A 21690-nucleotide genomic window follows, 5' to 3' on the forward strand; every position below is an offset into this window, starting at 1 on the left:
CGGATAAATCAATGCTGCCAATCCAGTCTCTGATGCGGCTGGGCAAGGATTTAAAAAAATCCATCAATTTTGTGATACTTCCCATAAAGCCATCGACAATCCAACTCGCCAAGTCTTCCCCTGCTTGCTCCATACCAGCTTTGGCGCTCTCTGAGAGCGTTTCGCGGGCAAAAAAGCTCCCCAACCACTCCCAAAAGTTGGAGAGACTTTGTTTAAAGCCCTCCCATACATTGCCAAACCACTTGGCAACAGCGCCAAGTCCCTGTTTGAACTTTTGCCAATGAGCAAAGAAATCAAAAGCGGCAGCAATAATGTTTTTCCACTTGGTGATGATCGCGTTTTTTCATATTTGTCTATATCTTTAATTATTTGTGCTGCTGAATCCATATTTTCCTCTCAACTGTTGTATTTTATAGGAAATTGCTACGAATTATTCTCTCTAAAGTCGATAGTTCATCATCATTCCGACCCCAAATCGCTATAATGGCTGGGCAAGTATTTAAATCGATTGTCAAGGGTAGAGGTTCGTTTTCTTTAAAAAAGAGCATACAATGAACTACATTTTCCAAGAATGAAGCTTTTGCTGCCATAGGTTAACATCTTTTATGAAGCGGCCGTCGACCTTGTTGATAAGAAAGATAATACGCCCCTTTTTCTTAAAGCGACTTGGTGCTTCCGAAAACACCCCTGCAATAAGATTAACAGAGCTTTCAAGTAAACCCTCTTCATAGCAATGTGCGAACAAAGCGGGTGCAATCCCCCCATGGAGGCGGGCTCCCACTTCGATCATCACTGGACCACGGGCGGTTTGCATGATTTCCATATGCGCGGGCCCATATTCAATCCCCACCGCACGAATGCATTGTTTTGCATAAGAGATAAGAACCGCATAAAGGGGATCTTGAGCATCAAGCACATCTAGCGATTCATAAACAAAAGCACTCCCATTATGGGCACCTTTTTTATATCGTGATAAAGCACATATCTTTATAGCCTCTCCATTTACAACGGCATCCACTATGTATTCCTCTCCCACCAATCTTTCTTGGAGCAAATAAGCCTCGTTAGGTGTGCCAAAAATATTTTTCTGCATCCAATCGATCCCAGAAACCCACGCCACCACTTCCTCACGGCTAGAGAAAAACAAAACACCATCACTCCCAGAAGAATCATTCGGCTTCACCACATAACCGCTGGGGCTTTCAAAACCATCAAGAGCACAATCGCCTTTTGTAAGAATCTTCGACCGGATGTAAGATAAACCATTTTCACAAAGGCGCTTTTGCATCACCGCCTTTTTCCGCCGCCAATCGGTGGTCAAGGGATTATTCCCAAGACAACAATAATAAGCAGCCAATAGCTCTGCACAATAAATACCTCCTTCGGCGCCCGCCACCACTGCCTCTATCGCACCAACTGAAAAGCGCTTCTTTATCTCATCTACACTATGAAGCTTTACTTCTGCCATGCTCTTACCCTGATAAGAAAGCATATAGTGTGAAAAAGGAGCTTGTTGAGAAACAACGCCGTAACAGTCATAGCCTAATTTTTGCAAAGCAGTGCCATAGAGGGCACCTGTGGAGAAAGGATCGACAATAAGAATGGGTTTGCTCATGCTTTAGCCCGCCGCGATAAAAGGAAAAGAACATAAATAAAGATTATCAGCCCTATAAGGGGTAGAAGATAAATGGCCGCCTGCGGTCCCATAAGGGCAGAGCTTGTAAGAAGACCGAGGATAACATAACCCGCCGATTGGGAAACAGTATAAAGCATGCCGCTATAACTTCCCACAAGCTCTGCCTGAGCCTCTGTCTGGGTCGCTTCAATCATATACTTGCGGGCGTTAATCCGCATAGTGTTCATCGAAAAGCCAATAAAAAAGCAAAAAACCACAGCCAAATAAGGCGATTGCGTGGTGCTAAAAATGAAATCAGCCACACCCAACATAAGGGCGGGAAGGATGAATTCAAAGCGAGGGATTTTGATAAAAGCAGCTAAAAAAGCGCCCACACCCGCAACCGCGCTGCAAAGCCCATAATATTCAGAGCCAAAATTTTTCACACTCTGAAAAAGAATAGTCGCCAGTGTATTATAGGCGCAAATATGAAAACCAATAAGGCCTATACAGACGCATAAAAGTTTAAGTTCAAGGGAGAGCCCATCTGCCTTTGACGTAGATATCGGCTTCTTCTCGGTTGCAGATGGCGCGTCGCCCGTAGCACTATATTCATCGCAAAAAATGACATATCCGGCCACAAGGCTTACGATGATATCAAACAAACAAATTACCGCAATCAAACCATTATAGCCGACTTCAGCCGCTGTCCCTCGCGGACTGATCGCTTCTAAGAGATAACCACTAAGTGCCGCTCCCAAAAAGGCGCCAATCTGCACCACTGTTTGCATAATGCGGGAAGCCTTTTGGGCACTGATATAACCACTAAGGGTTAGTTTAGTATTATAAGTCTCGAGCGTACTTAAAGTAATTAAAGAGAGATAACCGATAGAGATAGAGACAGCAATAAAACCAATGGGGGAATCAACATAATGAAAAAGAGCAATCAATAAAAGGAGGCTATAGATGATGATCCGTCTTTTGTATAAATCTACCAACTGCAGCGAAGCTTTAATACGCACAAGCCCACTTTTTTTTCAAAAGATAGGGCGTAAGCGTTCCCAACGCCATAGTCACGCCTAGGAAAACCGATGAAGATGTTATGCGATAAGCGTTCCAAAGGTTACTTAAAAATAGCACCATATCAGAAAGATACAGCACAACAACAAGCCCATAAAATCGAAAAATCAGCTCTTTGCGCATCCCCCCTCACCCTATTTAGAAACACGCGTTATTTAATCACTATATATATTTTATAAATGACTCCTACACATAATTACTGGGCACGTCAAATTTTTTCGATAGAGGCATGCTATAATAAATTTGAACGCTGACATTTATCGTAGTGATAGCTAATTTTCAGGAGTTAAGGAGCGGGGGAAGTTGGTGTTTTCACTGCACCTCTTGCGGAGCATCTTGCCGATAACTCTTTGTAAAAATTCATAATTTTGCGCACCATTTCATCTTCTAATAAATCCGCAAATTCTAATAAATCCGCAAGGTGAACCAAACTTATCGGCACCAAAACACCTTTCGCATCTTTTATATAATGCATTCCTTCAAGCGCAATTTGTTAATGTATCATGAAACTCGTCCATTTTTTCTTAAAACAGATAAAACGATACAACTTCATCCGATAAAAACGTATACTTTTCTTTTATTTACCAACAACATCACACAAATTTATGATCTAAAATGGGTTATAACCCCCGTCAATCGACGCAAATAGTCTTTCCATTCTCTGATATCTTTTGCATTCAGAAAAATACCACCCATTTCATGCTTCAAAAAACAGAGCGCATCCTAACCAGACATTCACCTACCATATAGGAGCTTAATAACGCCTATTGCAAATACCGTTGTTTCTTTGTTGGTTATATTCCCTTTACTGGTAACTAGTGCTTCTAAAATAATTTCTGTGCTTTATTTGCTCGCTTTATTTCGGATAAAATATCAATCAAAATCGTCTTTTAGTAAAAATTAAGACGAATAACAATCACGCCCCCTGAACACGATCAATGGCACAGATATCATTAAATCAACAATATCCTTCCGGAAATTGATATCAGAATTTACTTCTTTACTTATCCTATTAAACGATAATTTCCCATGAAGAAATCATTCAAAAAATTTCTTAATTTCTTAAGAAGATGATAACTTTCATAATCCGTCTGCTGAAAAATAAAAAACCCTTCTCCATGATTATACTCATCATGCAAGAAAACAATGTAACGCACTGGCTTCATCTCCAGTTTTTGTTATAAACTACGGGCAGTCTCCACAGTTTTTTACAACTGTTCACACCTCAATAGTAACTGTCTAATCACAGTTGTGCTTTCTCATTAACCATTGATCAATCCTCTAAGCTATAATCCAAACTCCACACTCAAATTTCTGTTACGTTATTTCGAAGTACTAGAATACATCGCTCCTGATTCTATATGCTTTCCCTTTTTCCACATGAAATCATAAAAAATGTTTTTCTCCTTTACGACTCACTCATATCATGCTTCGATACACAGATAACGTTTTCAATGTAATTTTGAATCTTAAATAATTAAAGGGAACCTTCAAAAAATGAATGATACACAAAATTTAGAAGCTGATCCGCATAAAAGATTGCAACGGGGACTAGATAACCGTCACGTACAGCTTATAGCCCTCGGTGGTGCTATTGGAACAGGTCTCTTCATGGGATCAGGAAAAACAATCAGTGTAGCAGGCCCTTCCATTATACTCGTTTACGCTATTATTGGTTGTGCACTATACTTCGTTATGCGCGCTATGGGAGAATTATTACTTTCTAATCCACAATATCGGTCTCTGGTTGATTTTTCAACCGATATGCTAGGACCCGGAGTTGCTTTTTTTGTTGGCTGGAACTATTGGTTAAGCTGGGTTGTGACTGGAGCTGCAGATATTATTGCTATCATTAATTATATGCATTTCTGGTGGCCAACACTCAATCCATGGATTGTTGTTTTTTCTTGCATTGGCTTCTTTTTAATCCTTAACCTCCTTGCTGTAAAATTTTTCGGTGAACTTGAATTCTGGTTTGGTCTTATCAAAGTCGTAGCAATTTTAGCATTAATCGTTGTTGGATTTTATATGATAACGACTGGCTTTACCACTCCAAATGGTACTGTTGCTTCTCTTAGTCACGTGTGGAATGGTGGAGATATATTTCCTCGAGGGCTTACAGGTTTTTTTGCTGGATTTCAAATTGCCATTTTTTCTTTTGTTGGTATAGAAATTGCCGGAACAACTGCAGCTGAGGTGAAAGAACCTAAAAAAGTTCTCCCTAAAGCAATTAATGCAATACCGGTTCGTATTGTACTTTTTTATATCTTTTCTCTCATTGTGATTATGTCCGTCATACCTTGGGATCAAATTGTTCCAGAAAACAGCCCCTTCGTCTCGATGTTCTGGCTTGCTGGCATTCCGATAGCTGCTGGTTTGGTGAACTTTGTCGTTCTGACTTCGGCTGCCTCTTCAGCAAATAGTGGTATTTTTTCTACCAGTCGCATGATATATGGGCTTGCAACACAAAAAGGTGCACCTCCGATTTTGGGTAAGCTTTCCAGATACCATGTTCCAGCCAATGCCCTCTTCTTTTCTTGCTTATGTATTTTATTAGGCTATACCATTGCATCATCATCTCCAAGCATCATAAGCGCTTTTACAATTGTGACCAGCATTTCAGCGATCGCATTTTTATTCGTATGGTCTGTCATTTTGATTAGCTATATTATTTATCGTCGCAATCACCCTCATCTACATGCTGAGTCCGTCTATAAAATGCCGGGAGGTGTTATCGTGTGCGGGATTGTTTTAGTGTTTTTTGCTTTCATGCTCTATTTGTTGACATTAGAACCTGATACTTTTATAGCTTTCAAATATAGTCTAGTATGGTTTGCTTTCTTAGGCATAATGTATTTTTTATTTATAAGAAAAAAAGCGGTTAAAAATAATAAATAAAATTCGTACATAAAAAGCATATTAAAAAAGGGTAACTTGAGTTACCCTTTTGATTTATAGATAAAGCATAAGAGCTTTTTATAGAGAAATCTCTATGACTTTAATTACGCTCTTTATCAACCAAAGCGTTAGATTTTATCCAAGGCATCATAGAGCGGAGTTTTTTGCCAACTTCTTCGATAGGATGATGATCATTTAAACGTCGCATGCCTTTAAAATGAGCAGCACCCGCTTTGTATTCTTGAATCCAATTTGACGTAAACTTACCCGTCTGAATATCCTTCAAAATACGCTTCATTTCTGCTCTCGTTTCATCCGTGATCACGCGTGGACCAGACATATATTCACCCCATTCAGCCGTATTGGAAATCGAATAATTCATATTTGCAATACCACCTTCATAGATGAGATCAACAATCAATTTAACCTCATGTAAACATTCAAAATAAGCCATTTCCGGCGCATAACCTGCTTCGGTTAGTGTTTCATAACCTGCTCGAATAAGCTCGACAAGACCACCACAAAGAACAGCTTGTTCACCAAAAAGATCAGTTTCGCACTCTTCTTTAAATGTTGTTTCAATCACTCCAGCACGTCCACCACCAAGACCACATGCATAAGATAATGCTACATCATGAGCATGCCCTGAAGCATCTTGTGCAATCGCAATTAAACAAGGAACACCGCGACCACGTTGGTATTCATTGCGCACTGTATGACCTGGACCTTTAGGAGCAATCATCACAACATCAACTGTTTTTTTCGCTTCAATTAAGCCGAAATGAATACTCAAACCATGTGCAAAAGCAATCACTGTTCCATCACGTAAATGATCATGAATATGTTCTTTATAAATATCAGCTTGCAATTCATCTGGCGTTGCCATCATAATGAGGTCTGCCCATTTTGCTGCTTCAACAACACTAACAACCTCGAAACCATCCACAGTAGCCTTTTTAGCTGTTGCCGACCCTGGGCGCAAAGCAATTTGCACCTTTTGAACACCAGAATCCTTTAGATTTAAAGCATGCGCACGCCCTTGTGAACCATAACCAACAATGGCCACTTTTTTCTCTTTAATCAGATTAACGTTCGCATCACGATCATAATAAACACGCATGAAAATACTCCCTTATCTTTACATTTAAACTGAATTTCAGATTATTTTTACTTGATAAAAAGCAAAAACCATCCTGTGCGCTTTGCAACATCACGGATGAAAAAACACGGATGAAAAAACTTTGCTCATAGCAATACAGCAATAAAATAATTTTTAAATTTACTTATTACGCAAAACAAAACTCTGCCCCCCCAACTTTCCAAAAGCATAATATTTGGATCCCCAAATAGATTTCAGTTGCTGCTCTATAAAAAACGATAAATTATACAAAAAAAATACTAATGAAGAGAAACACATACTCTAAAATTCTACTCTTCTTCTACATAATGGACCGCTGTATCCTTAAAATTAAAAGACATCACGTAGTTCTCGAACATGAACCAAATCAAAGCGGATAGCAAGAAAAATTATAAAATGAGCCAGATAGTTTTTTATTTAACGCAAAAAATCAATCTCACCTACCGCACACTAGAAATACCGCTTGCATAGCTTTACGTAATTTTTAAACACAGACAATATAAAAAATTATTTTTTACCTCCACTAAAAGATCACACAAAGAGATCTTAACGCAAAAATTTTTATAAACTGGTAGCATCGATATAATACAATGCCCTTAAAAGCCAGAAAAATGAATATCTCAAGCTGAACGTACCTCAAACAGCATAGCAGTAATATCACTCTATGCATGTACAAAATTATTCTTTTAGGATAAAACTGACAGTACTTTATAAGACCGCATTCTCGGAATTGTATAGAGGAAAAATCATACCAATAACCGAATAAAACGCTGAACAGTCTCATGCATTCCATGTTCTAATGCATCAGCAATCAATCCATGACCAATGGAAACTTCATCAAGCCAAGGAATGCGATTGACAAGAGCAGGAAGATTAGCAATCGTCAAATCATGACCTGCATTGATACCTAATTGCAACTCTTTGGCTTTTTTTGCTGCTAAGGTAAGTTTATGCAATTCCTGATCCTGTTTTACCTTATCTTCAAATGCACCTCCATAAGGCCCAGTATAAAATTCCACACGATCAGCACCAATCGCTTTAGCAATATCAAGACCTTCGAAAACGGGATCAGCAAATAACGACACACGAATTTTTTTTTCTTTCAAGCGCTGAACAATAGGCGCCAAAAATTCTGCATCATGAGTAAAATCCCAACCATGATCAGAAGTTGACTGCGCTGGATCATCCGGAACAAGAGTAATCTGATCAGCATACTTTTCTGCCATATCCAAAAATGTATCGCTTGGATAACCTTCAATATTAAACTCAGCCGTAGGAAAAGCACTGTTAATTAAACGATGTATGTCCGGCAAATCAGAAAAACGAATGTGTCGTTCATCTGGCCGTGGATGAACCGTTAAACCTGCTGCTCCAGCTGTAAGCGCTATACGCCCCATATCTTTAATGTTTGGCCATGGAAGATTACGCCGATTGCGCAAAACAGCAATAGCATTAAGATTAACTGAAAGTTTTACTGCCATGCACACTCCTATTTCCGTATACAACTCTTAAAGAAAGAAAAAGACACATTCACCAGCATAATCCTAGAAAATAAAATTTTTTTATCGAACAATTATGAGACGCTTTGCCGCACGGGTAATTCCCGTATAAAGCCAGCGTGCATGCATATCGCGAAATGCAAAACTTTCATCAAATAAAACCACATTGTCCCATTGGGACCCTTGCGCTTTATGAACAGTTAATGCATAGCCATAATCAAAATCATCATATCTTTTTTTTAATTGCCATGAAACCTCATTTTCAGGATTCTCAAACGCTGCTTTTAAAAGCTTAATCTTCACCACTCCACGTTCACTCTCTTCTGGCTTAACAAGAAGATTAACCCCCGGTTTAACAGTTTCCTTCTGTGAAGTGAGGACTTTCCATAAAGAGCCATTCAACAAACCTTTAGTGGGATCATTGCGCAAGCATACAAGCTTGTCTCCTGCTTGTGGGTAATCTGCTGTAAATCCCTTCAACTCACGCAAACGTTTATTATAAAGATAACGTGTTCGGTTAATCCCTACCAAAAGCTGATCAGCTTCTAAAACCAATTGTTGATTGACCTCTTTACGTGTAACAACGCGCGCTTCTCCATAATCGCCATAAGCAATATCGCGTCCTTCACGCACATTCATAGCTAAACGAACAATCGGGTTATCCTGCGCTTGTCGGTGAATTTCTGAGAGAAGAAAATCTGGTGCACCATTAGAAAAAAAACCACCTCCTGAAATGGGAGGCAACTGACCTGGATCACCAAGAACAAGAATTGGCGTCCGAAAACTCATTAAATCACGCGCTAATTGTTCATCGACCATCGAACATTCATCGATAATAATGAGTTTAGCTTGTGCAGCTGCACTTCTTCGATTTAATGTAAATGTTGGAGCAATAGACTTCTTTCCCGTAACTTCATCGGCAACTTCTTCTTCACCACGCGGACAATAAATCAATGAATGAATCGTACAAGCATTGCTTGCACCTTTAGAACGTAAAACCTGCGCAGCCTTTCCTGTAAAAGCAGCAAACTGGACAGAGCCATCAACTGTTTCAGCAAAATAGCGCGCAAGCGTTGTCTTGCCTGTTCCCGCATAGCCAAAGAGGCGAAAAAGTGGAGAACGCCCTTCCCTCAACCACGCAGCAACAGCTTTCAATGCATTATCCTGTTCCTGTGAAAATTGCATAGCTTACCAACATAAGATTCGTATAAAAAGAGCAAGTATTTTGCCAACAAAACCATTCTCAAGAAAAACTTTTTTATTAAGAATTGCTGACACACGCTCATCTAACAACTTTCGTAGCACAGTTATCAATTATTTATCCATTGCTTTTTCAAGATATTGTAACAATCTAAATTTTATCTATACATCGATCTTCTTGGTAAAACCTTATACTTATCAAACAAAACATTACTTTTTACAACAGTAACACCAACAACGGAATATGCATATCTTAAATTTAAAATAACACCTCTATACGCTTTTTCTAACCAAAATTTAGAATGAGAAAAAGAGCATTGCAATTTTCTTGCACATAAAAATACAGTACATCCACTCTTACGAAATAATAATGAAATATATCAAGAACCTTTGGCAGAAAGAGAAATAGCTCTCAACAAGCCTAATTAATCCTATGATGATACACCTATAAAGTTCCTAACTCCCTCTTATCATGATTTTAATAAATTGACTCTTCATGCTACAAAGAAGTTATATCTCAACGAATAAAAGAGAGACATCACGCTTATATATGAAGCACACTTTATCTCGCACAAATATGGAGCTTTTTCTATTTCTATAATAAAACCTGGTTCGTAAATATGGCCTTCTTGGTAGTCTATTATAAGAAAACTGGGATATGGTTTCAGTCCAGCGTAGCACTTCAGGCTCGTCCTCTAGAATATGAGAAAAGCGCAATTCTCCATCTCCTGAGTCAAATTTTTTCTTTTTGTCGCAATGTTTTAAAGTTTATAAAAACGAACGGATTAATGCTATTCTTATTGCTAGAAATAACAATAAAATCAAGGGATATAATTTGTTAATAGGCTTGGCGTTATGTTAAAATATCAGAGGTGAGACTGCTTTTTGGTTGTTTTAGAAATGAAATAATGAGCGCAAATATTGATGAATGAGACGGGAGATTTAAATTGAAAATATTAATTCCAGATGACTATCAAAAAGCCACCCTAACATTACAGTCTATTACAAAATTAATGAAATCGCATGAAGTGCTGGTTATAAATAATTTAGCTAAAGAATGTGATTTAGAAGATAAGCTCAAAGAGATAGATATTCTTATCTTAATCAGAGAGCGGACTATAGTTGATAAAAATCTTCTCCTGAAACTGCCAAATTTAAAATTAATCTGCCAAACAGGCCCTATAGGTTCACATATTGATATAGAAGCTTGTAGAGATTTGGGAATTGAAATATTAGACGGTGGTGGAGATCCAACTTCTGCTGCTGAATTTGCATGGCTCTTAATGATGTCTGCACGCAGAAAACTCTGTAAATCTGTGTCTGATATGAAAAAAGGACGATGGCAAACAACATTTGGCAACCAAATGAAAGGGGCTACTCTTGGAATATTCGGGTTTGGGCGTATTGGTAAAATGGTTGCTCAATATGCTCAAGCTTTTGGCATGTCCATTTTGGTTTATGGGAGCGAGCGTTCAACACAAGAAGCAAAAAATTTAGGTTATCATTTTACGCATTCAAAAGATGAATTTTTTACACGTCCTGACATTATATCCGTCCATTTACGTTTAAGCGATAAAACCAGAGAAATCATTCAATTAGAGGATCTATTGCGCATGAAACTCCATGCTCTTTTTGTCAACACAGCGCGTTCAGCTTTGGTTGAAAAAGGGGCGATAGAAAAAATACTAAGTTTGGAAAATTCAACTTACTTTGCACTGGATGTTTATGACAGCGAGCCAGTATATGAGAGCAAATTATTGCAATCAGAGAGAGTTCTTTGCACACCGCACTTGGGCTATGTGACTGAAGAAAGCTTTGAGAATTATATGGAAAAAGCTTGCCAAAATATAGCGTCTTTTATGAAGAACGCTTAATACCGGCTGAGCCAATGTTTGTAAAATTTATCTTATATCGCTAGCGTATCAAATTTGCACGGCACATAATAGCTTATTCCTTAAATGAAGCATATTCCTTAGTTTTCATATTAATACCAATCGTATTGACAGATTTTTATGTCATCAACATAAAACACCTCATTTATTGTTACAATCATTATTAAAAAAGGCTACAAACACACTTTCATTGGAGAGGTGTATAGTGAGCAATCATCAATTTATAGAAAAAAATTATCATAGATAGATTGTATTGCTTGTTGCCACTATCGCTCAAGCATCAGCCTGCTTCTTTGTTCAAGGGATTGGTCCTTTAGCTGAATTTTTTAAGAAGGATTTCTCGCTTAGTGACTCTCAGATAGGTTTGCTGTCTTCAGCAGCGCAGTTCCTACCTATTATTGGGTTACTTGTAGCTGGTGAATTACTAGACAAGTTTAACGAGCGCTCTATTGTTGGAGTTGGTGCGGTCGGTGTTTCTGTCTCTCTTTTGTTGGGAGTAATCGCAGATAACTATATTTCCCTTTTGGTCTGTTTGCTCATTGTAGGGGGATTTTATAGTTCTGCTCAACCTGGTGGCGCTAAATCTGTTTCTTCATGGTTTCCACAATCGCAACGCGGATTTGCAATGGAAATAAGGCAGGCGGGGCTACCATTAGGTGGGGCATTAGCTGGGATAGTTCTTCCTGCTAGTGCGCTTGTCTATGGCATACAAGGTGCGTTTTTGGTCGGTGCCATAGTTTCTTTTTTAGGGGGATGTATATTTATTATTTTTTATCACTCACCAGCAAAAGTTGTAGCTATCGTTCCAAAAAGCAAGGCAAAAGTTTCGTTCTATGCAAATGTAAGATCTCGTCTTACAATGTTAGCTGCGCCGCATATGAAAAATATTATTTTTTCAGGCGTTTCACTTGTGATCGTCCAATATGTTTTAACCATTTTTATAACGATTTATTTTTATAGAATCTATCACCTGTCTTTAGATAAAAGTGCTTATTTGTTTTTTGTTTCACAGGCTTCTGGTGCCTTAGGAAGAATTATTTTAGCAGCGTGGAGTGATCATTGTAGAAAAGGACGATTTTTTCCTGTCTTGTTTTGCATGATTGCAGTCGTTTTTGGATTTTTAATATTAATTTTGGGCATGAGTGGGTCCATAATTTATTTAACTATTTTATCTGCTTGGTTAGTTTTTTTTGGATTAGGATGGTATGGCCCTTGGGTTTCTTATATTATAGACTCTTCGCCGAAAGAAAGCGTTGGCTTTTCTCTAGGTTTAGCAATGTCTGTAAATCAAATCGCAATTATTACTGCGTCACCATTATTTGGATTAATCCAAGATTTTACAGACAGTTATTTACTAACATGGCTGATTTTAATTTTAATGATTGTTTTTTCACTTTTCTTAATAAAAAAGTAGGGAGATATAATTGGGGAGGAAATTATAATGATAAATGAAAATACTTTTGAGTTGAGCAATGGCGAAAGAGACAAACTTTGGGAGGCTTTAGACCATGTTATTTATGATCCATACATACGGTGATCTTGAATATTCGGTTAAGCTAAAAAAATAGCATTTTTGCTGTTACCACATAGAATATTGACAATTCTTATGAAGCAAAAGATGTCTATTACCCCTAGAGCATATTTAATCTTTGAAAACCTTCCTATTGATAGAAAAATGAATACGTCACCTAATCCTTATAATTTAGATGCCTCTTGTAAAAGTGGCTATATGAGCGAAAATTTAATTATGATGTTTTCTTTATTAATCGGAGAGCCTTATTCAATTAAGTTTGCAGGCGAACATATAGTAAATAACCTAGTTCCTTTAGAGGGTAATAAAAAAGATTATACAGGATTAGGATCTGAAGTTGAGTGAGATTTTCATAGAGAAAATGCTGCACTAAAATTTATAAGGGGTTTAAATTGATCTCCTAAAGGGATACTTTTAACTGGTATCTGCAATGATGTTGATGGCCCGTTAACGAGAATATCTGATGCACGTCTAGCTTTAAAACTTTTAAGTGAAGAGGATTTGAGGAGCTTAAAGGGTAATTTATATATAATTAATGTTCCCTATGAGATGGAGAAAAAATGGGGTCACCTCTACAAGTAAAGTGCCCCTAGTTCAAGGGGACGGTGAATTCCCAGACATCAGCGCTGTTTTTTATCCGGGCATGTTAGAGCCACAGTCAAAAAAGCCAAGGAAGCTTTAGATCATTTTTATGAAGCTATTAAGGCTGTATCTTTTGGAATTGATATACAACCAGGAAGATTATTATACATTGATAACAGAATGGCTCTACACTCTAGAGATAAATTTTTCGGATCATTTGATAGTTATGAAAATCCAATGCGGTGGATTCAAAGAGTGTTTGTGTCTGCAGATTTATGGAATCATAGAGATGTAGAACAAATAAAAGAAAGAGTATTTGATTTTCAATGTTAATGTCCTGATAATGCTATGATGTTGAGTATTATTCTGGTTTATATATATTGACGACACATCTCATATGTAGAAATTTCTCCCGCATACTCAAATGAGGTTACTACCTGATTATAAGCTATGGTGACCAAATGATTTTCCATGGCTGCATTTGATCTTTGTTATTTTTGCCCTCCCTTTTAAGCCGCTAGGGGGATTCTCCTATCAAGCCCTTGAAAGAGCGATTTGGAGTAATTTCATAATGCGAAACCAAAACAGAGTGACAAACTTTTCTATTGTTTTCACAAGTATGAGGATTTGCATGGTTGCACCCTTCAAGCACGATGGCTTTTTTCTTGCACTATGGAAGCTTTCATAGATGAGACAACATAATTAATTTATAACAGATAATTCAATATATTATCTAAAAAATGCAACGAAATAGCTCTTGATGTGAACATATGAATTAAAAAAATAAACATTGCGTACAAATAAATTCAAACATAATTGGGCACACGACTTATAACATTTTTTAGATAAACAAATAATAATACACCCCATGTCTTTAAACAAAGAATAAAAATCATAAAATGCACTCTAAGGATAATAGGAACTCTCCACAACGAAGAGACAAAGATGAAGACTCCAAAGACTTCATCATCACCATCCTTCACTATTTTGTTAACATATTCATTTTATACAAGAATCTTTCCCGCGGAAGAAACAGCATTTGCAACGGCTTCATCATTAGCTTCATCAGGTAACAGCATATCGTTATGCGCACACCCAGATGGGATCATAGGAAAACAATTTTCTAAATTATCCACACGACAATCGAAGAGAACTGGCTTATCACAAGCAATCATTTGCTGAATTTTATCATCAAGTTCATCGGTTTTTGAACAACGGATACCAACCGCTCCATAAGCTTCTGCCAATTTTACAAAATCAGGCATCGATTCTGTATAAGAATGAGAAAGACGATTACCATGCAGCAATTGCTGCCATTGACGAACCATACCCATATACTGATTATTTAAAATAAAAATTTTCACTGGCGTATTATGCTGAATTGCCGTTGCAAGCTCTTGAATATTCATTTGAATTGAAGCATCTCCAGAAATACATAAAACAAGTGCATCAGGATGTGCAACTTGAACACCAATAGCAGCAGGGAGACCATAACCCATAGTCCCAAGTCCACCAGAAGTCATCCAATGGTTTGGTTCATCAAAGCGATAATATTGTGCTGCCCACATCTGATGCTGTCCAACATCCGTTGTGATATAAGCATTCGCACCTTTACTAAGAGCATAAAGTCGTTCAAGAGCATATTGCGGCATGATAACATCTCTTTTCTCCGCATACGCCAATGAATTACGAGCTCTCCAGCGGTTAATCTGTGTCCACCACGCCTCACGAACTTTACTATTAAACGCTGGTTGCTGTATCTTTAAGAGTCGTGTCATATCTCCTAAAACACAAGCCACATCACCAATAAGTGGCACTTCCACTTTTACGATCTTATTAATAGAAGAAGGATCAATATCAATATGAATAATACGTGCATGAGGTGCAAATGCATCCAGTCGCCCAGTGATGCGATCATCAAAGCGCGCACCAACAGCTAACATGACATCACAATCATGCATGGACATATTAGCTTCATAGGTTCCATGCATCCCAAGCATTCCAAGCCAATTTTTGCCAGAAGCGGGATAAGCACCAAGCCCCATGAGTGTTGATGTAATCGGAAAATCACCCAGTTGAACTAAATCACGCAAAAGCTTTACAGCTTGAGGACCTGACGAAATAACACCACCACCAGAATAAATAACAGGACGCTTTGCTTCTACTAAGAGAGAAACAGCCTCTTCAATAGCCTGCGCATTCCCTTTCAACTTTGAAGACGAACGCATAAATGTCAGCGCTTGAGGTGCTCTATAAATTCCTGAAGCAAATTGAACATCCTTAGGAATATCAATCAAAACTGGTCCAGGGCGTCCTGATTGAGCAAGAGAAAAAGCTTCATGAATAATAGCCGCAAGATCATTGACATCTTTAACCAGCCAATTCCACTTCGTACAAGGCCTTGTAATACCAACCGTATCAGCTTCTTGAAAGCCACTTGTTCCAATCACCGTTGTCGGCACCTGACCAGAAAAACAAACAAGAGGGATAGAATCCATGAGCGCATCTTGCAGAGGTGTTACAGCGTTAGTTGCACCCGGACCAGAAGTCACAAGCATAACTCCCACCTTCCCTGTGCTGCGTGCATAACCTTCAGCAGCATGACCCGCTGCCTGTTCATGACGTACCAAAATATGCTGAAGTGAATCTTGTTGATAAAGTACATCAAAAATAGGAAGCACAGCCCCACCAGGATAACCAAAGAGATGCTTAACCCCTTGATCAATAAGAGCTTGAACCACTATTTCAGCTCCAGACATTATTTTTCCGTCCGCACTCTCTTTCGCTCTTGGATGATTTATCATTTTCCCCACTCGCTCATTTATAGCACAATAAAAAAAGGCCCCCAAAGGAGCCTATTACACACGAAAACATATATCGTATAATTATCCCCCCATTTAAAATGCACGACATACTGTCAAGAAAGATATTCCTTATAGTAAAAAGCTTTAATTCGATCAATACTATTCGTCAATCAAAAATTACCTTTTTAAAAACTTTCCATTCCAAACGCTCTCTTTTTTTTAATTTTCTACAGCACTTTATCTAAAGAAACGAGCGTCCATTTCTCATCAAATTGATTACGAAACCATGTTATTTGCCTTTTTGCATATCTCCTTGTTTGTGTTTTTGCTTTTTCAAGAGCATTTTCAAAACTTCTATACCCATCCAAATAAGCTATAAATTCAGGCACCCCAATAGCTTTCATCGCCGGTAATAAAGGAGAAAGCATAAGCTTTTTCATAGCAAACACCTCTTTTAAAGCTCCTTTTTCAATCATAGAATCCAACCGCTTGTGAATACGTTCATAAAGCCATTGACGTGGTGGCATGAGAAGAATTTTTTCTGAACAATTTGGCGAAATCAGAGGAGGCATTTTTTTCTTCTGCCACCAGCTAAGCTTCTTACCAGTTGCATCATAAACCTCCAAAGCACGTATGATACGTTGGCCATCTTGTGAAGAAATTTTCTCAGCGAGAACAGCATCAATCTGTAACAACTGACGATAAAGACTTTCAGCGCCCTCTTTATCAAGCCGAAGTCGCCATTTCTGCCGCACAACATCTGGAATATGAGGAATTTCCGAAAATCCTTCTAAAAGAGCATGAAAATAAAGCCCTGTTCCACCAACAAAAATAAGTGATTTCGACGTGAAGGTATTTAAAAGCTCTCCAACATCAGATAACCACTGTCCCACTGAATAATGAAGAGTAGGACTCACATAGCCATAGAGATAGTGTGGAACAATCACAGTATCAGCCTCCGTAGGCCGTGCTGTTAAAATATTTAAAACATCATAAACTTGCATTGAATCAGTGTTAATAATGAGAGCATTTTTTTCTTGAGCCATTTGTAAGGCAAGCGCTGACTTGCCACTTGCAGTAGGCCCAGCTATCAATGTAATCGTCCTCTGTGTCATAAATGGAAATACCCCTATGCCCATCACTCATCAACTTATTGTAACACGCTCGGCACTCCCAAAAACCCTATGTTCCATCTACATTGTCACAAAGTAAGCTTTTCAAACGAAAATACAGGCAGAACCTCTATACTTCCCACACAGAAAGCGCTTATGATATCACCCACTTAAAAATAAACACAATAACAATGCTAAAAGAATTTCTTCTTGCTATTATCATTCAATACCAAAATACAGCCATAAAACTTCTTTCCAAGGCAGCATCATAAACTATGCTTTGCAAACACGTTCTAAAATAATATTTAGTTTAACACTTATAAATAAAACACTTTATCTTTTTATAAAAAAATGGATGATATTCTGATTTATAATCAATATCCATAAAATCACTGACTTTGATATTAATCTTTTTGTATAATTTCTTTTTAAAAAACTGAAGAGAGTAAAGCATCATTTGTCACATAAGTTAATAAGCATAACAAAAACACACTCCCCAAAATATCAATCCATTGGAAGCGTTACAAACCGTAACTCTCCATCTGGACGTGCAATAATGAGTAAAGCATTTTTACGTCCTGCTTCACGTAATTTATGAACACGTTTTTTAACTTCATCAATTGTTGTGACAACACTTTGATTGATATCAACAATCACCTCACCAGAGCGAATACGCTTTTTATCTGCCGCGCTATTTTGTGCAACAGATGTTACTACCACCCCTTGAAGTTTATCCGTAATCGAATAACGTTGACGCAAATCCGCTGTAAGCTCAGATAATGTCATTCCCATAAATTGCATTGTCACGTTTTTCGATACGGCATCGCTTTTTTCATCATCGGATTCTTCTGCTGTATTTTCATTTGCATCTGTCTCGATTAAACGTCCAAGCTTAACTTTTACTGTTTTTTCTTGTCCATCCCGCAAAATCCTAATATCCACCACTTTTCCTTCTGGACTTTCCGCTACTAAACGCGGTAAATCACGCGCATGCTTAATTTGAGTATTGCCAAAGAAAAGAATGACATCTCCAGCTTGCAACTGACTATTATCTACCTCGGTACTTTCTATTTTACCTGCAATCAACGCTCCCACAGGATTTTCTAGTTTCAAACTTTTTGCAATATCTTCTGTCACCGGTTGAATACGAATAGCCAGCCAACCACGCCTTATTTCTCCAAAGTCACGCAACTGATTAATAACAGCAAGAGCCATGTCAGATGGTATAGCAAAACCAATACCAATAGACCCTCCAGAGGGGGAAATAATTGCTGTATTAATCCCAATCACTTCACCATTTCTATCAAATAATGGACCGCCAGAATTGCCTCGGTTAATCGCTGCATCTGTCTGAATAAAATTATCATAAGGACCAGCATTAAGATCACGATTGCGCGCAGAAATAATACCAACCGTTACACTTCCACCAAAACCATAGGGGTTTCCAATAGCCATAACCCAATCACCAATACGTGCCTTTTCCGAGTCACCAAAACGTACAGCTTTTAACTTTTTACTTCCTGCATCCACTTGAAGCAGCGCCAAATCAGTCTTGCTGTCTTTTCCAAGCAATTTTGCTTTTAGCTTTGTCCCATCGGTAAAATTAACTTCAATATCGTCAGCATCAACGATAACATGGTAATTCGTAACAATAAGTCCCCTTTGCGCATCAATCACAAAGCCCGACCCCAAAGAACGCACCTTTTGAAACTGGCTACCTTTTTGACCATCTTTGGGTGTAAAAAAATCACTAAAATATTCTTGCAGCAATGAATCCTTTGGGATAACGGGTACCGAAGTAAGTTCATCCTGTTCGGTTCCATCAACTGTCTGTGCTGTGGAAATATTCACAACTGTTTCCAAAAGCTCAGCAGCTAAATCAGGAATGGAAAGTGGTGTATTTTTCTCTTCCCCCGCCCAAGACAAACTCATTGCCCATAATAAAAACAAAACCACACAGACAAAAACTCTTGTGAAAAAGCACTTCACAAACGTATTTTTATCCATGACATTTTTATCCATGACATGCCTCTAACCAAATGCTGCAAAGAGCCTTACTAAATTCGTCTATGCAAAACCAGCATGGCTCGATACTCTCCACCACTTTTACCATAACAGAAAACGATTACAGATCACTCTTTTTATGTAAAAGCTCGTATCTGCACCCCATTGTTTCATCTATTTTCTTCCGATTTTTGCTCAGTTTTACTGATTCCAGTATTCATTTTCGGTAAGAATGCTTTATTTGCCTGCGGCGGATTACGAAAATAGAAAAAGAAATCCTCATTTGGTGAAATCACCATCGGAGTACGCTCTAAATTCTTGTATTGTTCCATCGCTAACCAAAAATCATAAAAGGACGGATTAGCCTCCCGCGCATTCAATAAAAGGCGAATACTTTCAGCCTGACCTTCACCACGGGTAATTTCAGCATCACGCTTTGCAGCTGCTACGATTTCTTCATATTCACGATTAGCTTCCGCCACAATACGATCTCGTTCCTGCTGTCCACGCGCACGAATATTTTCCGCAGCAGCTTCACGTTCAGCAGCCATTTGCCGATAGACATCTTCTGAAACAGCATCGGTCAAATCAGTTTTGCGAATACGCACATCAACAATGGTAATACCCAACGACCCCGCATCTACAGAAAACTGCTTCTGTACTTCAGCCATCATCGCTCCGCGTTCATCTGATAAAGCCGCCTTAAATTCTCGCTTACCATAAACAGCCCGCAAAGCATCAATAAAACGCGGTGCAAGATTTTCACGAGCAGCAATTTGCGGACGCCCAGAAGCAATGCGCTGTAAAAATAGCTTAGGATCTGTAATACGGTAAATAAAGAACGCATCCACTTCATAATACGCACCACCACGAACCTGTACAGATTGTGTAGGAACATCGTAACGCAACAAACGATTGTCAACAATAATCATCTTATCTACAAAGGGTGCCTTAAAATAAATCCCAGGATTAGACTCTACCTTAACAATTTGTCCAAAGCGCTTAATTGCTACTTGTTGACGAGGATAGACGATAAAAACAGACATCCACAAAATCATCAGAATAAACGCTATAGCACTAAAAACAAACAAAAAACGAGATTGCTGCATAATTAATGTCCTCCAGAAATGCGAGAATCCAAGAGCGATGCAGGACGTGCGGACGTTTCCTTCACTTTTCCTGATGAATTGCTACGCAACAATTCGTTCAGCGGTAAATAGGGCACGGCTGAGGAATTTGCCTGATCAAGAACCAACTTATTGGGTGAAGAAAGAATACGCCCCATCGTCTCCATATAGAAACGGTAGCGAGCAGCCTCTGGTGAAATTGCAGCCTCACGAGCTATCGCCTGAAAACGTTCAGCACGCCCAGTTGCCTCTTCAACCATTTGTGCCTTTTCACCTTTTGCGATTTCCCTTGTGCGTGAAGCTTCACCATTTGCTAAACCAATCTTCGTAAAACGCACACGATTCCCCTCTTCAATCATTCTTCCACGTTCCTGCTCCGCCTGCTGAACAGAATTAAACGCAGCAGCGACCTTTGTCGGAGGAGCAGCTTCACTGATAGACACACGGCTTATTTCAACACCAAGTTGATATTTATCTACAGTCAACTGGATAATCTTTCTGACGTCATTAGCAACTTCTTCTTTCTTGTCACGTAAAACATCATCAACCGGCCGCGAACCAATGACCTCACGCATTGCACTCTCAGCAACTTGGCGAACTGTTCCTTCTTGATCATTTACATTGAATAAAAACTGACTAGGGTATGAAATTCGATAGTAAACAGAAAAATTGACATTAACGATATTCTGGTCACTCGAAAGCATTAAACCATCACTTTGCTGCACCTGACCAGGATTTCCACCAATAGCAATTGTTTTTTCCGTTAAAGGTACTTTCATATAGGTCTCAATTGGCCAAAAATGAAAATGCAAACCATCACCGATGATGCCTTCTTTAGGAATGCCAAAACGCAACTCCACCGCTTGTTCATTCTGCTGAACAATATAAAGGGACTGGTATAGCCAAAAAAATACAGCAAGCAGAAGTAATAAAACAGAAAGACTACTTCTTCCAAATTGTTTAAACTGATCCTGCCCTTTGCGCAAAATATCATCAAGATTGGGACTATTATCACCACCATTACTGCCACCAGAACCAAAGAGATTCTTAGCCGGTGTTTTTTTGCCACCACCGAGTTTACTTTTATCGCCACTCCACGGGCCACCACCATTTTGATTTGTCCAGGGCATCATCACCTCTTTAACTGACCACTACTACTCAAATACCAATCCATTTGCTTGATCTTATAGGGTGCCTCTCACCTCATT

Annotated in this window: 17 protein-coding genes and 1 pseudogene; 5 read left to right on the forward strand and 13 right to left on the reverse strand. The window is 38.6% G+C overall.

Annotation, left to right across the window (positions count from 1 at the left end; translation table 11 throughout):
- From ABD915_RS03300 to ABD915_RS03320, 5 genes and pseudogenes are all read right to left on the reverse strand, one after another.
- Positions 1 to 184 (reverse strand): annotated as a pseudogene (locus tag ABD915_RS03300) (phage tail tape measure protein); the annotation flags it as partial.
- Positions 185 to 556: 372 nt separating this feature from the next.
- Entirely contained in the window at positions 557 to 1615 is a 1059-nt protein-coding gene (locus ABD915_RS03305) for an ATP-grasp domain-containing protein (protein ID WP_345115135.1), read from the reverse strand.
- Positions 1612 to 2637 (reverse strand): MFS transporter, encoded by a 1026-nt coding sequence (locus tag ABD915_RS03310; RefSeq protein ID WP_345115138.1) that lies wholly within the window; start codon positions 2635 to 2637, stop codon positions 1612 to 1614. The genes ABD915_RS03305 and ABD915_RS03310 overlap by 4 nt, the downstream gene beginning before the upstream one ends.
- Positions 2627 to 2818, reverse strand: a complete 192-nt coding sequence (locus tag ABD915_RS03315; RefSeq protein WP_345115141.1) for a hypothetical protein — start codon at positions 2816 to 2818, stop codon at positions 2627 to 2629. The genes ABD915_RS03310 and ABD915_RS03315 overlap by 11 nt, the downstream gene beginning before the upstream one ends.
- A 163-nt stretch (positions 2819 to 2981) precedes the next feature.
- Positions 2982 to 3170 carry a hypothetical protein gene (locus ABD915_RS03320; protein WP_345115143.1) on the reverse strand — a complete coding sequence of 63 codons (189 nt, stop codon included), beginning with the start codon at positions 3168 to 3170 and terminating at the stop codon, positions 2982 to 2984.
- 1022 nt (positions 3171 to 4192) lie between these two features.
- Here ABD915_RS03320 and ABD915_RS03325 point away from each other — a divergent pair.
- On the forward strand, positions 4193 to 5593 hold the full coding sequence (locus ABD915_RS03325; protein WP_345115146.1) for an amino acid permease: 1401 nt from the start codon (positions 4193 to 4195) through the stop codon (positions 5591 to 5593).
- 100 nt (positions 5594 to 5693) lie between these two features.
- Here the strand turns inward: ABD915_RS03325 and ilvC are convergent, their stop codons facing one another.
- The 3 genes from ilvC to ABD915_RS03340 form a co-directional block, all read right to left on the reverse strand.
- On the reverse strand, positions 5694 to 6713 hold the full coding sequence (gene ilvC / locus ABD915_RS03330; RefSeq protein WP_345115149.1) for a ketol-acid reductoisomerase: 1020 nt from the start codon (positions 6711 to 6713) through the stop codon (positions 5694 to 5696).
- A 764-nt stretch (positions 6714 to 7477) separates the two neighbouring features.
- Complete coding sequence (locus tag ABD915_RS03335) at positions 7478 to 8212, reverse strand: pyridoxine 5'-phosphate synthase (RefSeq protein WP_345115152.1); 735 nt, start codon at positions 8210 to 8212, stop codon at positions 7478 to 7480.
- Between the two features lie 81 nt (positions 8213 to 8293).
- Entirely contained in the window at positions 8294 to 9415 is a 1122-nt protein-coding gene (locus tag ABD915_RS03340) for an ATP-dependent DNA helicase (RefSeq protein WP_345115155.1), read from the reverse strand.
- Between the two features lie 962 nt (positions 9416 to 10377).
- Here ABD915_RS03340 and ABD915_RS03345 point away from each other — a divergent pair.
- The 4 genes from ABD915_RS03345 (at position 10378) to ABD915_RS10260 (ending at position 13768) form a co-directional block, all read left to right on the forward strand.
- Positions 10378 to 11304, forward strand: coding sequence for a D-2-hydroxyacid dehydrogenase family protein (locus tag ABD915_RS03345; RefSeq protein WP_345115158.1), 927 nt, complete (start codon positions 10378 to 10380; stop codon positions 11302 to 11304).
- A 271-nt stretch (positions 11305 to 11575) separates the two neighbouring features.
- Positions 11576 to 12736 carry an MFS transporter gene (locus ABD915_RS03350; RefSeq protein ID WP_345115161.1) on the forward strand — a complete coding sequence of 387 codons (1161 nt, stop codon included), beginning with the start codon at positions 11576 to 11578 and terminating at the stop codon, positions 12734 to 12736.
- Positions 12737 to 12940: 204 nt separating this feature from the next.
- A complete protein-coding gene (locus ABD915_RS03355; protein ID WP_345115165.1) occupies positions 12941 to 13198 on the forward strand; it encodes a hypothetical protein in 258 nt (85 codons plus the stop codon).
- Positions 13199 to 13462: 264 nt separating this feature from the next.
- The gene (locus tag ABD915_RS10260) at positions 13463 to 13768 is read left to right on the forward strand and encodes a TauD/TfdA family dioxygenase (protein ID WP_425548181.1); all 306 of its coding nucleotides are present in this window, start codon (positions 13463 to 13465) and stop codon (positions 13766 to 13768) included.
- Between the two features lie 671 nt (positions 13769 to 14439).
- On the opposite strand, the gene ABD915_RS03360 is transcribed toward ABD915_RS10260, so the two are convergent.
- The 5 genes from ABD915_RS03360 to hflK form a co-directional block, all read right to left on the reverse strand.
- Complete coding sequence (locus ABD915_RS03360) at positions 14440 to 16239, reverse strand: acetolactate synthase 3 large subunit (RefSeq protein ID WP_345115168.1); 1800 nt, start codon at positions 16237 to 16239, stop codon at positions 14440 to 14442.
- A 227-nt stretch (positions 16240 to 16466) separates the two neighbouring features.
- Positions 16467 to 17354 (reverse strand): tRNA (adenosine(37)-N6)-dimethylallyltransferase MiaA, encoded by an 888-nt coding sequence (gene miaA, locus ABD915_RS03365; protein ID WP_345115171.1) that lies wholly within the window; start codon positions 17352 to 17354, stop codon positions 16467 to 16469.
- A 501-nt stretch (positions 17355 to 17855) separates the two neighbouring features.
- Positions 17856 to 19373: a Do family serine endopeptidase gene (locus tag ABD915_RS03370; protein WP_345115174.1), complete on the reverse strand. Its 1518-nt coding sequence runs from the start codon at positions 19371 to 19373 to the stop codon at positions 17856 to 17858.
- 152 nt (positions 19374 to 19525) lie between these two features.
- A complete protein-coding gene (gene hflC / locus ABD915_RS03375) occupies positions 19526 to 20464 on the reverse strand; it encodes a protease modulator HflC (protein ID WP_345115176.1) in 939 nt (312 codons plus the stop codon).
- Between the two features lie 2 nt (positions 20465 to 20466).
- On the reverse strand, positions 20467 to 21612 hold the full coding sequence (hflK, locus tag ABD915_RS03380; RefSeq protein WP_345115389.1) for an FtsH protease activity modulator HflK: 1146 nt from the start codon (positions 21610 to 21612) through the stop codon (positions 20467 to 20469).
- Positions 21613 to 21690 lie beyond the last annotated feature (78 nt).

Origin of the sequence: Bartonella jaculi (assembly GCF_039543045.1) — a bacterium.
Taxonomy (GTDB): Bacteria; Pseudomonadota; Alphaproteobacteria; order Rhizobiales; family Rhizobiaceae; genus Bartonella; species Bartonella jaculi.